Below are 14,806 nucleotides of genomic sequence, written 5' to 3' on the forward strand. Positions count from 1 at the left end.
GATGCTACGCGATATCGACATCACATTTGGTATCCGAAATCATATACGATAGTCTCCGAGCCTGCCCCGCCAGTCGGGGCGGCATCCACCCATCCGCGGACCGACAGAGGAGTCGAATCCCGCCATGACCGCGACACCCGACACCGAATTCCACGCCGCGACCCGGCCGCACGAGCTGCGCCGTGTCGCCTTCGCCACCGTGATCGGCACGACCATCGAGTGGTACGACTTCTTCCTGTACGCGAGCGCGGCGGGCCTCGTGTTCGGCGCGCTGTTCTTCGCGCCCGCCGGCCCGCAGTTCGCGACGATCCTCTCGTTCGCGACCGTCGGCATCAGCTTCCTGTTCCGCCCGCTCGGCGCGTTCCTGGCCGGGCACTTCGGCGACAAGATCGGCCGCAAGGCGATGCTCGTGATCACGCTCATCCTCATGGGCGCCGCGACGACGCTCATCGGCGTGCTCCCGACGTACGAGCAGATCGGCATGGCCGCACCCGTGCTGCTCATCCTGCTCCGCGTCCTCCAGGGCCTGTCGACCGGCGGTGAGTGGGGCGGCGCGGTCCTCATGGCCGTCGAGCACGCACCCGGCGGCAAGCGCGGCCGCTTCGGCGCGTTCCCGCAGATCGGCGTGCCGATCGGCCTGCTGCTCGCCTCGGGCGTCCTCGCGCTCATGACGGGCGTCATCTCGCCCGGCGACGCGTTCCTCGAGTGGGGCTGGCGCATCCCGTTCCTGCTGAGCTTCGTGCTCATCATCGTCGGCATCATCGTGCGCCGCGCGGTCGACGAGAGCCCCGTGTTCCAGGAGCTCGCCGCGAAGAAGGAGCGGGCGAAGACCCCGATCCTCACGCTGTTCCGCCGGCACTGGCTGCTCGTCGTGCTCGCCGCGCTCACCTTCGCGGGCAACAACGCCGCCGGCTACATGACCACGGGCGGCTACCTGCAGAACTACGCCACGATGCCCGTCGCCGACGGCGGGCTCGTCGGCATGGAGCGCACGCCCGTGCTGCTCGCGGTCGCGGGCGCCTCGATCGTCTGGCTCATCACGACGTTCTCGGCCGGCGTCGTCTCCGACCGCATCGGCCGGAAGAACACGTACGTCATCGGCTGGATCGCGTTCCTCGCGACCGTGTTCCTGCTCTTCCCCCTCACGAACACCGGCAACCCGTGGCTGCTGTTCCTCGGCGTCTCGCTCTTCGCGATCGGCAACGGCTTCACCTACGGCCAGCAGGCCGCGTACTTCACCGAGCTCTTCCCCGCCTCGATCCGCTACTCGGGCGTCTCGATCACCTACGCGATCGGCGCGATCATCGGCGGCGCCTTCGCGCCGATGATCGCCGCGTGGCTCGTGCAGTCGACGGGCACCGCGACCTCGGTCGCGTTCTACATCGCCGGCGTCATGGTGATCGCCTTCATCGCGACCCTCTTGCTGCGCGACCGCACGGGCATCCCGCTCGGTCCCGACCACGAGGCCGAGCAGTCCGAGCGGCACTTCGTCTGGGAGAAGTAGCGCCGCCCGGCGTCTCGGGACCACGAGCGGATGCCGCGTACCGCACGGTGCGCGGCATCCGCTCGTCTCAGGTCCCCGGTTCGCCGAGCGCCGGTTCGCGAGCGTCGCTACGCGGGCGACCTCAGCGGCTCGAGGGCGACGAGGATGAGGTCGAGGCCGAAGGCGAACTCGTCGGCCGGGTCGTAGCCGGCAGCGACGAGGGCCGCCGCGGACTCGTTGAGGTAGGGGAACTCGTCGGGGGGAAGCTGGGGGAGGTAGACGCCCTCGGTCATCTCCGCGAGCTCGGCAGCGGTGTCGAACGGCACGCTGGCCTCCTGGAGTGCGAAGCCGTACACGTAGCTGTCGAGCACCCAATTGGCGTGCGTGGCCATCACGACCGAGAATCCGGCTCGCCGCAGGCAGGCGGTGACCGCTTCGCGGTGGCGGAGGTTCGCCGGCCCCGGCGAGGTCCGCGACTCCATCAGCCCGATCGCCCAGGGGTGGCGTACGAGCACCTCCCGGGCGGAGACCGCCCGCCGTCGCATCGCGGACTGCCAGTCCGTCTCCTCGGGCGGGAGCTCGATCTCCTCGAACACGACGTCGATCATGGCGTCGAGCAGGTCGTCCTTGCTTGCCACGTAGTGGTAGAGCGACATCGCGCCCGCACCGAGCACGCCCGCGAGCCGGCGCATGCTCAGCCCGTCGACGCCCTCTCGGTCGGCGAGCCGGATCGCCTCGACGACCACGCGGTGCGTGCTCAGGGCCGCGACCGGCCCGACTCGGCGGTTCTCACTGGTTGCCACGGGCCTCCTCCGGCTCGAACGACTTGACAATCGTACAGCGTACGTGGAGAGTACAGCGTACGACGTACGGTGTACGAATCAGGATCCGTGCACGCGAACGCTCCGACCGACCGCCACTCAGGCGGACGGACCTGCCCGACTCGAAGGACGAACCGATGACCGCCCCAACGACCTCGCCGCTCGACGCCGCCCCGATCCCCGTGCAGGCCAAGCTGGCCGCCGCGTGGACCAGCTTCATGTTCCTCTACCTCTACGTGGACTACTACCACCTCTACAAGCCCGGCACCCTCGACGACATCCGGGCCGGCGTGGTCTTCGAGTTCGACATCAGCCCGGCGCTGCTGACCGGGTTCCTCGCGCTGATCGCGATCCCGGCCCTGATGGTGATGCTCTCGATGACGCTCCCAGCGCGGATGAGCCGCACCGTCAACCTCGTCGTGGCCTCGCTGTACATCCCCGTCACGGTGTTCAACGCCGTCGGGGAGTCGTGGGACTGGGCCGCCTTCTACGGCCTCTCGATCGGACTCGAGCTGCTGCTCCTGGCCGTCATCCTGCGGTCGGCCTGGGCCTGGCCTCGAGCCTCCGTGGTGCGCGATGCTCCCGCGCCGGCCGACGCGCACGCGGACGTTCGACCGTAGGCTTTGCGCGCGGTCGGATCGGCGGGCGCCCGCCGTCTCAGTCGCGCGGCGCGGAGTTCACGCGCAGGATCTCCTCCTGGTACGGCGCGGTGACGCGGTCGGAGATGCGGCAGTCGAGCAGGAGGAACCGGCGTTCCTCCACCGGCTCCGCTGACCACGTCGCGAGCCGGTCGAGGTCGGCAAGCTCGCGCACGACCACGCCCTCGGCGCCGACCGCCGTCGCCAGGGCGGCGAAGTCGGTCTCGGGGATGCGCATGGGCGGCTCGGCAAGGCCCTTCCGCCCGTAGAGGTGGATCTCGGCGCCGTAGGCGGCGTCGTTCCAGACCACGGCGATGCCGCGTCCGCCGGCGGTGCGCACCGCGGTCTCGAGGTCGGCGATCGCCATGAGTCCGCCGCCGTCGCCGGTCGTGAGCACGATGGTCGCGTCGGGCTTCGCGGCGGCGGCGCCGGCGACGCTCGGGAAGCCGAGGCCGATCGACTGGAACGCGGTGCCGACCATCATCATGCGGTCGGGCGAGGCGACCGGCCAGTGCATGTTCGCCCAGCCGATGAAGTGCCCGCCGTCCGAGACGACCACGCGGTCCTCGGGCAGCAGCTCGCCGAGCCGGGCCGCGACCGAGCGCGGGTCGAGCCGTCCGTCGCGCTCGATCACGCCGACGCCACGGTCGTGCGAGCGCAGCGGCGCGAGGTCGACCGAGTCGCGCCATCCGGACCCCGTCGCGTCGAGCGCTGCGAGCTCGTCGACCAGCGCGCGCGCGACCACTGCCGCGTCGCCCTGGATGAACGCACCGACATTCGGATGCGTCGCCGCCGGCCCCACATCGACCTGCGCCACGCGCGTGCCCGGTGCGAACAGCTCGCCGAAGCGCATCGTGAACTGGTTGAGCGACGCCCCGAAGACGACGGCGACGTCGGCCTCGCGGATGAGGGCCATCGCCCCTTCGGCGCCGAAGCCGCCGGTGACGCCGAGGTCGTAGCGGCCGTCGGGGAAGACGCCGCGGCCGAGCGCGGTCGTCGCGGTGATCGCGCCGGTGGCGTCGGCGAGGGTGCCGAGCGCCTCGCCCGCGCCGGCCAGCCACGCCCCGCGACCGGCGAGGAGGAGCGGATGGCGCGCGCCCGCGAGTGCTCGTGCGAGGTCGGTGATCGCACGGCGCGCGAACGGGCTGCGCGGCGCGAGTGGACCGGGCACGGGCGGCTGCGGCGCCGCCGGCACGTCGCCCGCCTCGAGCGCGGCGACGTCGTAGGGGATCGCGAGCACGGTCGGCATGCGGTAGGTCAGCGCGTGCTCGACGGCGATCACGGTCGTGGCCGCGGCATCCGCTCGCCCGACCGTGTAGGTTCGGGCGCCGACCGCCGAGGCGAGGGCGATCTGGTCGACGTCCCACGGGCGCGGGCCCGACGTGGGTTCGTCGCCGACGACGAGCACGAGCGGCACGCGCGCCTGGACCGCCTCGGCCAGTGCGGTCAGCGTGTTCGTGAAACCCGCGCCGTACGTCGCGGTCGCGGCGGCGAGCCGGTTCGACGCGCGGTAGTGCGCGTCGGCCGCGACGACACCGCCGGCCTCGTGGCGCACCGCGGTGAAGGTCGCGCCGGTGTCGCGCTCGAGCGCGTCGAGGAAGTACGCGTTTCCGTTGCCCATGACGCCGAAGACGTGGTCGACGTGGGCGGCGAGGGTGCGGGCGACGTGCGCGGAGACCGTGGGCATGGCGGAGCCTTTCGAGACAGGACGGATGAGGTGCGTTCCGTATGTGTCTCGCGGCCGACGCCGGCATCGGCGACGCTTCGCGCCCATTTTTCGAGCGCCGGCGCCGCCGCGTGGCGGGGCGCCTGGACGCCGGCCAGTCTACCGGCTCGCGCCGTTCCGCCGAGCGCGTGCACTTCCGTCCAGCGCAATTGCCTACGCGTGCGCGCTCGTCGCAAGTGCACGCGCTCGGCGAGAGGGCGGGAACGAGCGGGCGCGCCCGGCGTCAGCCCGCGATCGCGCGCGCCCGCACGGCCGAGGGCGGTTCGCCGAACTCGGCCCGGAATGCGCGGCTGAAGTGCGCGGCATCCGGGAACCCCCATCGCGCCGCGATCTCGCTCACAGGCCGGTGCGCGGCGAGCGGGTCGACGAGCTCGCGGCGGCACCGGTCGAGGCGCCGCGCGCGGATCCACGTCGAGACCGTGAGACCCTCCTCGTGGAAGATCGCGTGCAGGTGCCGCGTCGAGATGAAGTGTGCGGCCGCGATGGTCGAGGGGTTCAGGTCGGGCAGGGGCAGGTGCTCGTCGATGTACGCCTGCACGCGTCGCAGCATCGGGCGGTGCGGCTTGTCGGCGTCGCGCGCGAGGTCGAGCTGCTGCGCGTACATGGTCGTGACGAGGTCGACGGCGTTGCGCGCGAGCCGCGCGCCGACCGGCCCGTCGAGCTGGTCGAGCTGCCCCGCGAGACCGCCGAGGAAGCCCGACACGACGTGCGCGAGGCCGTCCTCACGCGAGACCGTCGTCGCGGTCATCGCGCGCACCGCGTCGGTGGGCAGCTCGATGAGGCGGTGCGGAACCATCAGCACGGCGGTGCTGAAGCGCTCCTCGAACACGAGCGTGTAGGGCGTGTTGGTGTCGTAGATGGCGAGGTCGCCGGGTCGCACGACGGCCTCGCGCCCGTCTTGGATCAGCAGGCCGGTGCCGGAGAGCTGCAGACCGAGCTTGAAGTACCGCTGCTCCTTGCGCGCGACGAGCGCGGGCGTCCGCTGGATCTCGTGGGCGTCGGCGGTCACGACCGAGAGGTGCACCTCGTCGGATGCCGCGGTGCGGACCTCGCCGCGGAACGGCTCCGGCCGGTCGGCGTGCACGCGCAGCGGCACGAACGATTGCGACACCATCGCGCTGAACTCCGTGAAGTCGAGCGGCGCGGGCAGGGCGGGGGCGGCGGATGTCTCGGGGGCGTGGAGCACGGGATGACCTCGGTCTTCCTCCGGACGTCGTCGTCCGGCGCGGGTCCGGTAATTCTACGCCTGTAGTGCCAAAAACGACAGACGAGCGTGCATCGGTGGACAAGCGGCGTTCGCGCATGGACAACCCGCTGCGACGATGCGCGACGATGATGACGGGCATCGTGCGAGGCTGCCCCGGCCTCGCTCCGACCCAACGAAGGGCTCCTGCCATGACCTCAGCGCCGACGATGCCGCCGACACCGACGACGAAGACGGGCGACCTCGGCCACCGCCGCCTCGGCGTGCCCGCCGTCACCTTCATGATCATCGCGGCCTCGGCGCCGCTCACCGTCGTCGCGGGCGGCGTGACCACGACCTTCGCCGTGACGGGCGTCATCGGCGTGCCGCTCTCGTTCCTCCTGCTCGCCGCCGCACTCGCCGTGTTCGCCGTGGGCTACGCGGCCATGAGCCGGTACGTGACCAACGCCGGCGCGTTCTACGCGTACATCGCGCAGGGGCTCGGCCGGCCCTTCGGCGTGGGCGCGTCACTCGTCGCGCTCGTCGCGTACAACGCCATGCAGATCGGCATCTACGGCCTGTTCGGCTTCCAGGCGTCGATGTTCCTCGAGTCGAAGTTCGGCCTCGTCACGCCGTGGTGGCTCTGGATCCTGGTCTGCATCGTGATCGTCGGCATCCTCGGCGTCAATCGCGTCGACCTGTCGGCGAAGGTGCTCGGCGCGCTCGTCGCACTCGAGTTCGTCGCGGTGCTCGTGTTCGACCTCGTCTCGCTCGCGGTCGCGCCCGAGGGCGTCAGCACCGTGGCGCTGCAGCCCTCGAGCCTGTTCGTGCCCGGCGTCGGCGCCGTGCTCGCGTTCGGCATCGCCGCGTTCATGGGCTTCGAGTCGGCCGCCATCTACGGCGAGGAGGCGAAGGACCCCACGCGCACGGTCGCGCGGGCCACCTACTCCGCGGTCGCCATCATCGGCGTGTTCTACGCCTTCAGCGCGTGGGCCTTCACGGTCGGCATCGGCCCGTCGCAGATCGTCGAGGCGTCGCGGACGGCAGGCCCCGACCTCATGTTCGCGTTCATGGGCGAGCACGCGCCGATGATCATCAGCGACATCATGCAGGTGCTGTTCCTCACGAGCCTGTTCGCGGCGCTGCAGTCGTTCCACAACGCGGTCGCGCGCTACCTCTACTCGCTGGGCCGCGAGGGCGTGCTGCACCGCGGGCTCGGCGCGGTGCGGGCGCACTCTCGCGCGCCGTGGGCCGGTTCGGTCGCGCAGAGCGTCATCGCGCTCATCGTGACCCTCGCGTTCGTCATCGCGGGCGAGGGCCTCGGCCTCAAGGGCGACTTCGCGCCCGTCGAGTTCCTCTACCCGGTGCTGACCATGTTCACGTGGCTCACGAACACGGGCGCGATGGGGCTCGTGCTGCTCATGGGTATCATCGCGATCGCCGTGATCGGCTTCTTCCGTCGCGACCGGCGCGGCGTGAGCACGTGGGCGGCCGTCGTCGCCCCGGCGATCTCCGCGATCGTGCTGTTCACGGTGTTCGGGCTCATCGTCGCGAACTTCGACGTGCTGCTCGGGCAGACCGAGCCCTCGGCGCTCACGTTCGTGCTGCCGGCGCTGCTGATCGTGCCGGGCATCCTCGGCGTCATCTGGGCCTTCGTGCTCCGTCGCCGCGACCCCGAGCTGTACCGCAACATCGGGCACGGCATCGAGGAGGCCGAGGCCGCGGCCTTCGACCACGAGCCGCACCGCGGCATCTAGCCCAGGGCGGCGAGCACGCCCGGAGCGGCCATGGCGGCGAGCATGACGGTCGTGCTCGCCGCCTCGGCCGCGTGCCGAGTCGCTCCCGGCAGCACGCCGTGGGGCCGGATGCCGCGTGCGGGCCTGGCGGTCCGAAGCTCGACGGCCACGAGCCATCCGCCGAACGCCGTCATGGCCACCGCGGCCGCGATGAACGCGAATGCGGCGGAGCCGCCGTGCGAGTGGCCGGCCACGCCCGGCCCGTTCGTCGATGCGTCGCCGGCGGCGGCGAACGCCCACGCACCCACGATGAACGCGAGCGCCCGGTGCAGGGCGTGGCTGCGCCGGCCGGGGGAGCGGTCGAGCCCGCCGGGGTCGCGAGCGGCCCGCAGGCGCGCACCGAGCGCGATGCCGATGCCGGCGAGCACCGCCGTCCACGCGAGCGGCGGCACGAGCCGGGTGAGGGCCATGTCGGCCATTGCGGCGAGCATGGCCGCGGATGCCGCGAGGTCGAGCCCCGTGCGCCGGCCCGTCGCGACGCACGCCGCGCCGCCCAGTGCGCCGACCAGCATCGCGCCGTGTGCGAGTTCGCTCATCTCGGACTTCCCTGTCTCGTGATCGCGAGCTATATTACTCAACAAACGTAGAGAAAAAAGGATCCAGCATGACGACGATGTCTGCCGAACAGGCCCACCACTCCCACGACGCCGCGCCCGCCGTTCCGACCGGCGCCGCCGACCCGCTGCGCGGCCTCACCGCCGATGAGATCGTGGCGACCCGCGAGGTCCTCGCCGCCGCCGGGCTCGTCGCCGAGCCGACCCGTTTCGTCTACGTCGGCGTCGACGAGCCCGACAAGGCCGACGTGCTCGCGGGCGGCGACCTGCCCCGCGTCATCCGGGCCCTGCTGCTCGACCAGGCCACGGGCGCCGCGCACGACGCGCGCGTCTCGCTCACCGACCGCGCGGTGCTGCGCGCCGACGAGATCGACGGCGCGAACGGCCAGCTGCCGATCCTCGACGTCGAGTTCGAGTCCATCTACGACCTGCTCGGCGCCGAGGACGAGTGGCACGCGGCCCTCGCCAAGCGCGGCATCACGCACGACCAGGTCGCGCTCGCGCCGCTCTCGGCGGGGCAGTACGGCTTCGAGGACGAGCGCGGGCGCCGCGTCATCCGGGTGCTCGCCTTCATGCGGCAGTACGAGCAGGACCACTGCTGGGCGCACCCGGTCGACGGGCTGTGCGCCTACGTCGACATGGTCGAGGGCCGGATGTTCCGGCTCGTCGACCACAAGGTCTACGACATCCCGGCCGAGGGCGGCAACTTCGATGACCCCGAGGTGCAGGGCGCGCCGCTCGACACGCTGAAGCCCATCGCGATCACGCAGCCCGAGGGGCCGAGCTTCACCGTCGAGGGCGACGAGGTGTCGTGGGCGAACTGGCGGTTCTCGATCGCGTTCGACGCGCGCGAGGGACTCGTGCTGCGCCGCATCCGCTACGCCGACGCCGACCACGGCGGCGAAGAGCGCGACATCATCTACCGCGCCTCGATCGCCGAGATGGTCGTGCCCTACGGCGACCCGTCGCCCGCGCGCTTCTGGCAGAACTACTTCGACACCGGCGAGTACGTCTTCGGCCGGTACGCCAACTCGCTCGTGCTCGGGTGCGACTGCCTCGGCGAGATCCGCTACTTCGACGCGACGCTCGCCGACGAGTTCGGCAACCCCCGTGTCATCCCGAACGCGATCTGCATGCACGAGGAGGACTACGGCACCCTCTGGAAGCACACCGACATCTACACGGGCTCGAACGAGGTGCGCCGGCAGCGCCGCCTCGTGATCAGCTTCTTCACGACCGTGGGCAACTACGACTACGGCTTCTACTGGTACCTCTACCTCGACGGCACCATCGAGTGCGAGGCGAAGCTCACCGGCGTGCTCTTCACGTCGGCGTACGACCCCGAGGCCGGCGACCATCAGAGCGAGGTCGCACCCGGGCTGGGCGCCCCCTACCACCAGCACCTGTTCAGCGCACGCCTCGACATGATGGTCGACGGCGTCGCGAACGCGGTCGACGAGGTCGACGCGGTGCGCCTGCCGATGGGCGAGGGCAACGAGTACGGCAACGCGTTCACCAAGAAGCGCACGCGCCTGCGCACCGAGCTCGAGGGCGTGCGCGACGCCGACCTCAGCGTGGGCCGCGCGTGGCACATCGTCAACACCGAGAAGACGAACCGCCTGGGCCGGCCGGTCGCCTACGAGCTGCTCGCGCAGGGCGGGCCGACGCTCATGGCCGACCCCGAGTCGGTGATCGCCAAGCGCGCGGGCTTCACGCGCAACCACCTGTGGGTCACGCGCTACGCCCAGGACGAGCGCTACCCCGCGGGCGACCTCGTGAACCAGAACCCCGGCGGCGACGGCCTGCCGCGCTACACCGCGGCCGACCGCTCGATCGACGGCGAGGACCTCGTGCTCTGGCACACCTTCGGTCCCACGCACTTCCCGCGCGTCGAGGACTGGCCGGTCATGCCGGTCGACTACGCGAAGTTCACGCTCAAGCCGTACGGCTTCTTCGACCGCAACCCCACGCTCAACGTGCCGTCCTCGGCGTCGATGGGCATGGCCTGCCACGCGGAGGTCGCGGGGCACGGCGAGCACGCCGCGTCGAGTGGGTGCGACTGCGCCGCCGGCGACTGCACCTGCTCGGGCCACGCCCACTGAGCGTCGGCGCCATCCGAGCCGCCCAGAACGGCGGAGATACGATCCGGCGCGCCGGTCCCCGGCGGGGACCACCGGCGCGCCGGATCGTATATCCGCGGAACTGAACGCGATTCAGGGGGCAGGCGGATGGCGCGCGGCGCCATCCGCCGGCCGCGGGGCCGCACCGCGCCGCTCAGCGCAGCAGGTCGAGGTACCCGTCGAGCAGCCGCGTGAGGCGCTCGGGCGAGGAGCTGCCGGGCGAGGCCACGGCGACCACCTGCACCCCGTCGACGAGCGCCATGAAGAGATCGGTGACGCTCGCGACATCCACGTCGTCGCGGACCTGGCCGAGCCGCTTGGCGGTCTCGAGGTGGTCGGCGATCTCGCCGCGCCACTGCTGCATCGTGCGCTCGTGGAGCTCGAGCAACTCGGGCTCGTTGGCCGCGTACTCCCAGAACGGGATGACGATGCGCGCCTCGAGCAGGCGCTCCTCGTCGAGCGGGAAGATCTGCAGCATGAGGGCGCGCAGGGCGGGCAGGCCCTCGAGGTCGGCGCGCACCGCGGCGAAGCGCTCGTTCGTGGCCGCGAACACGTGCTCGAACGTCGCGCCGATCAACTCCTCCTTGTTGCGGAAGTAGGGGAACAGCCCGCCGTTCGCGACGCCCGAGGCCTTGGCGATCTCGCGCATCGTCGTGGCGCGGAAGCCCTTGGCCGCGATGAGCCGCCACGTGGCGTGCACGATCGCGAGTCGTCGCTCGTCGTGGTCGACGATCTTCGGCATGGCCTCTCCCGGATGTCGGTGCGCTCGCCTCCACGATACGGGGGAGCGCGACGGCGGCCGCCCGGATCGATCCCGGGCGGCCGCCGTGTCGTGGCGCCTGCGGCGTCAGCCGTTGATCACCTGCGGGACGCCGAGCGCCTTCAGGCCCTCGACGCCGAACTCGAGGCCGTAGCCCGACTGCTTCGCGCCGCCGAACGGCACCATGGGGTGCACGGCGCCGTGCGAGTTGATCCACACCGTGCCGGCGTCGATGCGCGCGGCCACGGCGCGGGCCTGCTCGCGGTCCGACGACCAGACCGATGCGCCGAGCCCGACGTCGACGCCGTTCGCCTGCGCGATCACCTCGTCCAGGTCGCGGTAGCGGATGATCGGCAGCGCGGGCCCGAACTGCTCCTCCGCGACGAGCTCCGCGCCGGGGTCGATGTCGGCGACGAGCGTGGTCGGGTAGAAGTGGCCCGGCTGGTCGCGGTCGGGGTCGCCGCCGAGCAGCACGCGAGCTCCCGACGCCTTCGCCGACTCGACCAGGCGGTCGACGATGTCGAACTGCTGCCGGTTCTGCAGCGGCCCGAGCACGTTCCCCTCGTCGAGGCCGACGCCCATGGGCATCGCGCGGGCGACGTCGACGAGCGCGTCGCACACGGCGTCGTAGACGTCCTCGTGCACGTAGAGGCGCTTGAGCGCGGCGCAGGTCTGGCCGGTGTTGATGAACGCGCCCCAGAAGAGGCCCTCGGCGATGGCCTGCGGGTCGACATCGGGCAGCACGATGCCGGCATCGTTGCCGCCGAGCTCGAGCGTGAGGCGCTTGACCGTGTCGGCCGAGCTGCGGATGATCGCCTTGCCCGTCGCCGTCGATCCCGTGAACATGACCTTGCCGACGGAGGGGTGCGTGGAGAGCGCGGCGCCCACGTCGCGGCCGCCGCTGACGACCTGCAGCACGCCCTCGGGCAGCACGGCGTTGATCACGTGCACGAGCGCGAGCACGCTGAGCGGCGTGTACTCCGAGGGCTTGACGACCACGGTGTTGCCCATGCGCAGCGCCGGGGCGATCTGCCACACGGTGATCATCTGCGGCCAGTTCCACGGGCCGATCGCGCCCACGACACCGATGGGGCGGTAGGTGAGCTCGGCATGCGTCTGCCCGTCGTCGAACACGACCTCGGTCTCGAGCGGCGTCGAGGCCGCGGCGCGCATCCATCCGGATGCCCCGCCCACCTCGAACCGCGCGTTCGGGCCGTTCAGCGGCTTGCCCTGCTCGCGCGAGAGCAGCCGCGCGAGGCCCTCGGCGTTCGCGTCGATCGCGTCGGCGGCCGCAAGCAGCAGCTCGCTGCGGCGCTCGTGCCCGAGCGCGGCCCACGCGCGCTGGGCCGCGGACGCGGCCGCGACGGCGCGATCGAGGTCGTCGACCGTGTGCACGGGCGCCCGGCCGATGACCTCGCCGGTCGCGGGGTCGAGGATGTCGCGCGTGTCACCGGCCACGGGCGTGATCGCCTCGAGGAGGTCGGCGTCCGGGGCCTCGAGAACGCGGGTCGGGGTGTCGATGGTCATGTCTCCTCCACATCGAGTCGTGGCCATCCACGCTATGGACCGCGTGTCGTGGCGACTTGTCGCGGTGCGCGCCGCGGTTGACCGCCCGCGCACGGCTGCCGCGTCATCCGCTCGTCGCGCACGGCAGAATGGGACGGGTGAAGACCATCCAGCTGCGCAATTACACGCTCGTCGACGGGGAGTACGACGCCTTCGTCGCGTGGTGGCGGGAATGGATGCCGCGCGTGCGGACCGCCGCCGGGTTCACGATCGAGTTCGCGCACGGCATCCGGGAGTCGAACCGGTTCGTGTGGGCGGTCAGCGCACCCGGTGACGCCGACGCCTTCCGCGCGCTCGAGCAGGAGTACCTGGTCTCCGACGCGCGCGCCGAAGCGTTCGACGGCGTGCCGCAGCGCGTCGCGGTGTACGACATCGCGCTCGTCGACGACGTCGTGGGCTGAGCCCGCCGGCCCCGCGCCATCCGCACGTCGGCCGGGCCGGGACTCGACGTCGAGTACACTGGCAGCGGCCCGAGGTACCACCGTGTACGCCCTTCCCGCTCATCGGGGCCGATACCATCTGAACACCCCCAAACTGAGTGCGGTCGACGCTGCCCACCATCGCGCGCGGCCGAGAAGGGCCTGACGTGAGCCACGAGTTCGAATCCCGCCGTGAGGAATGGATCGCGAGGGAGGAGCTGGCCGAGCGGATGATCCCGCTGGTCGGCGGCCTCTACCGCCGCCACGGGGTGGTGACGTCCATCCACGGCCGCCGGCTGATCAACGCGTCGGCGATCGACCTGCTGAAGGCCCATCGCTTCGCCCGGCAGGCGGGGGACGTCGAGCTCGCGCTCGAGGACACCATGCGCGTGCTCGAGGCGCTGGCCGAGATCGAGCCCGCGCCCGCGTCGATCGACGTGGCGCGCCTCGTCGCGCGGTACCACGCGGCCGAGCCGGGCACCGACCTCGTCGACTTCCTGCGCTCCGAGCTCGCGCCGGTGCTCGTCGACGGTGGCGACGACCGCCCCGCGGCGTCCGGCACCGACGTGGTGCTCTACGGCTTCGGCCGGATCGGGCGCCTGCTCGCGCGCATCCTCATCGCGCACGCCGGCGGCGGCCAGGGGCTGCGCCTGCGCGCGATCGTCGTGCGCAAGGGCGCCGAGAACGACCTGCAGAAGCGCGCGAGCCTGCTGCGCCGCGACTCGGTGCACGGCCCGTTCCAGGGCACGATCACGGTCGACGAGGAGGCGAACACGATCCTCGCCAACGGCACCCTGATCCAGGTCATCTACTCCGACGACCCGGGCAGCATCGACTACACCGCGTACGGCATCGACGACGCCATCGTGGTCGACAACACCGGCCGCTGGCGCGACGAGGCGGGCCTGTCCCGCCACCTCGAGTCCAAGGGCGTCGCGCGCGTGCTGCTCACCGCGCCGGGCAAGGGCGCGATCAAGAACATCGTGCACGGCATCAACCACGGGGACATCGCGCCCGGCGACCGCATCCTCTCCGCGGCGTCGTGCACGACCAACGCGATCACGCCCGTGCTGGCCGCGATCGAGGACGCGTACGGCATCGTGCGCGGCCACGTCGAGACGGTCCACTCGTTCACGAACGACCAGAACCTCATCGACAACTTCCACAAGGGCGACCGCCGCGGCCGCTCGGCGGTGCTGAACATGGTCATCACCGAGACCGGCGCGGCGAAGGCCGTGTCGAAGGCGCTGCCCGCGCTCGAGGGCAAGCTGACCGGCTCGGCCATCCGCGTGCCCACGCCCGACGTGTCGCTCGCGATCCTGAACCTGCAGCTCGAGCGCCCCACCGACAAGGCGACGCTGAACGCCTACCTGCGCCAGGTCTCGCTCACCTCGCCGCTTCGCCAGCAGGTCGACTACATCGAGTCGGCCGAGGTCGTCTCGACCGACTTCGTCGGCAGCCACCGCGCGGGCATCGTCGACGGGCTCGCGACGATCGCCGACGGCACTGACGTCGTGCTCTACGTCTGGTACGACAACGAGTACGGCTACTCGTGCCAGGTGGTGCGCGTGATCGAGGCCATGGCGGGCACGCACCCGCGCGTGCTGCCCGAGCGGCAGCCGGTGCGCGTCGAGCAGGTCGTCGCGGCCGCCGTGCCCGAGGTCGCCGAGGTCGGCTGAGCGGATGGCGCGGGCGACCGCCCGGGGCGCGCTCGTCCGCGCTCGGCGGGCACCCGCCGCC

General features: G+C 71.7%; 12 protein-coding genes. 6 read left to right on the forward strand and 6 right to left on the reverse strand.

From position 1 onward, the window contains the following. Nucleotides 1-124 precede the first annotated feature (124 nt). Entirely contained in the window at nt 125-1,504 is a 1,380-nt protein-coding gene (locus JOD46_RS07590) for an MFS transporter (protein ID WP_204393027.1), read from the forward strand. A 107-nt stretch (nt 1,505-1,611) separates the two neighbouring features. Here JOD46_RS07590 and JOD46_RS07595 read toward each other — a convergent pair whose 3' ends face one another. Further along, complete coding sequence (locus tag JOD46_RS07595; protein ID WP_307834955.1) at nt 1,612-2,286, reverse strand: TetR/AcrR family transcriptional regulator; 675 nt, start codon at nt 2,284-2,286, stop codon at nt 1,612-1,614. A 155-nt stretch (nt 2,287-2,441) separates the two neighbouring features. On the opposite strand from JOD46_RS07595, the gene JOD46_RS07600 reads away from it, so the two are divergent. Beyond that, nucleotides 2,442-2,924 carry a DUF6326 family protein gene (locus tag JOD46_RS07600; protein WP_204393029.1) on the forward strand — a complete coding sequence of 161 codons (483 nt, stop codon included), beginning with the start codon at nt 2,442-2,444 and terminating at the stop codon, nt 2,922-2,924. A 37-nt stretch (nt 2,925-2,961) separates the two neighbouring features. Here the strand turns inward: JOD46_RS07600 and JOD46_RS07605 are convergent, their stop codons facing one another. Together JOD46_RS07605 and JOD46_RS07610 are read right to left on the reverse strand one after the other, a co-directional pair. Further along, nucleotides 2,962-4,629, reverse strand: coding sequence for a thiamine pyrophosphate-binding protein (locus tag JOD46_RS07605; RefSeq protein ID WP_204393031.1), 1,668 nt, complete (start codon nt 4,627-4,629; stop codon nt 2,962-2,964). A gap of 262 nt (nt 4,630-4,891) precedes the next feature. Next, a complete protein-coding gene (locus JOD46_RS07610; protein WP_204396399.1) occupies nt 4,892-5,782 on the reverse strand; it encodes an AraC-like ligand-binding domain-containing protein in 891 nt (296 codons plus the stop codon). 281 nt (nt 5,783-6,063) lie between these two features. Here JOD46_RS07610 and JOD46_RS07615 point away from each other — a divergent pair, with 281 nt between their 5' ends. Next, nucleotides 6,064-7,608 (forward strand): APC family permease, encoded by a 1,545-nt coding sequence (locus JOD46_RS07615; protein ID WP_239562633.1) that lies wholly within the window; start codon nt 6,064-6,066, stop codon nt 7,606-7,608. On the opposite strand, the gene JOD46_RS07620 is transcribed toward JOD46_RS07615, so the two are convergent. Then, nucleotides 7,605-8,183, reverse strand: a complete 579-nt coding sequence (locus JOD46_RS07620) for a hypothetical protein (RefSeq protein WP_204393032.1) — start codon at nt 8,181-8,183, stop codon at nt 7,605-7,607. The two genes, JOD46_RS07615 and JOD46_RS07620, sit on opposite strands and share 4 nt — an antisense overlap. Before the next feature lie 68 nt (nt 8,184-8,251). On the opposite strand from JOD46_RS07620, the gene JOD46_RS07625 reads away from it, so the two are divergent. Beyond that, nucleotides 8,252-10,303 carry a primary-amine oxidase gene (locus JOD46_RS07625; RefSeq protein ID WP_239562635.1) on the forward strand — a complete coding sequence of 684 codons (2,052 nt, stop codon included), beginning with the start codon at nt 8,252-8,254 and terminating at the stop codon, nt 10,301-10,303. 172 nt (nt 10,304-10,475) lie between these two features. Here JOD46_RS07625 and JOD46_RS07630 read toward each other — a convergent pair whose 3' ends face one another. Beyond that, complete coding sequence (locus JOD46_RS07630) at nt 10,476-11,063, reverse strand: TetR/AcrR family transcriptional regulator (RefSeq protein ID WP_204393034.1); 588 nt, start codon at nt 11,061-11,063, stop codon at nt 10,476-10,478. 105 nt (nt 11,064-11,168) lie between these two features. Next, nucleotides 11,169-12,608 carry an aldehyde dehydrogenase family protein gene (locus tag JOD46_RS07635; RefSeq protein WP_204393036.1) on the reverse strand — a complete coding sequence of 480 codons (1,440 nt, stop codon included), beginning with the start codon at nt 12,606-12,608 and terminating at the stop codon, nt 11,169-11,171. 137 nt (nt 12,609-12,745) lie between these two features. On the opposite strand from JOD46_RS07635, the gene JOD46_RS07640 reads away from it, so the two are divergent. Continuing rightward, nucleotides 12,746-13,048 carry a hypothetical protein gene (locus JOD46_RS07640; RefSeq protein ID WP_204393038.1) on the forward strand — a complete coding sequence of 101 codons (303 nt, stop codon included), beginning with the start codon at nt 12,746-12,748 and terminating at the stop codon, nt 13,046-13,048. A 185-nt stretch (nt 13,049-13,233) separates the two neighbouring features. Next, nucleotides 13,234-14,745 carry a glyceraldehyde-3-phosphate dehydrogenase gene (locus JOD46_RS07645; protein WP_204393040.1) on the forward strand — a complete coding sequence of 504 codons (1,512 nt, stop codon included), beginning with the start codon at nt 13,234-13,236 and terminating at the stop codon, nt 14,743-14,745. The last annotated feature ends 61 nt before the right edge of the window (nt 14,746-14,806 follow it).

Origin of the sequence: Agromyces aurantiacus (assembly GCF_016907355.1) — a bacterium.
GTDB classification, from domain to species: Bacteria; Actinomycetota; Actinomycetes; order Actinomycetales; family Microbacteriaceae; genus Agromyces; species Agromyces aurantiacus.

What these genes read in the sequence shown, in the direction of transcription:
- JOD46_RS07590 (WP_204393027.1), top strand. Translation starts at nt 125, where the DNA reads ATGACCGCGACACCCGACACCGAATTCCACGCCGCGACCCGGCCGCAC.
- JOD46_RS07600 (WP_204393029.1), top strand. Translation starts at nt 2,442, where the DNA reads ATGACCGCCCCAACGACCTCGCCGCTCGACGCCGCCCCGATCCCCGTG.
- JOD46_RS07605 (WP_204393031.1), bottom strand. Translation starts at nt 4,629, where the DNA reads ATGCCCACGGTCTCCGCGCACGTCGCCCGCACCCTCGCCGCCCACGTC.
- JOD46_RS07610 (WP_204396399.1), bottom strand. Translation starts at nt 5,782, where the DNA reads ATGGTGTCGCAATCGTTCGTGCCGCTGCGCGTGCACGCCGACCGGCCG.
- JOD46_RS07615 (WP_239562633.1), top strand. Translation starts at nt 6,064, where the DNA reads ATGACCTCAGCGCCGACGATGCCGCCGACACCGACGACGAAGACGGGC.
- JOD46_RS07620 (WP_204393032.1), bottom strand. Translation starts at nt 8,183, where the DNA reads ATGAGCGAACTCGCACACGGCGCGATGCTGGTCGGCGCACTGGGCGGC.
- JOD46_RS07625 (WP_239562635.1), top strand. Translation starts at nt 8,252, where the DNA reads ATGACGACGATGTCTGCCGAACAGGCCCACCACTCCCACGACGCCGCG.
- JOD46_RS07630 (WP_204393034.1), bottom strand. Translation starts at nt 11,063, where the DNA reads ATGCCGAAGATCGTCGACCACGACGAGCGACGACTCGCGATCGTGCAC.
- JOD46_RS07635 (WP_204393036.1), bottom strand. Translation starts at nt 12,608, where the DNA reads ATGACCATCGACACCCCGACCCGCGTTCTCGAGGCCCCGGACGCCGAC.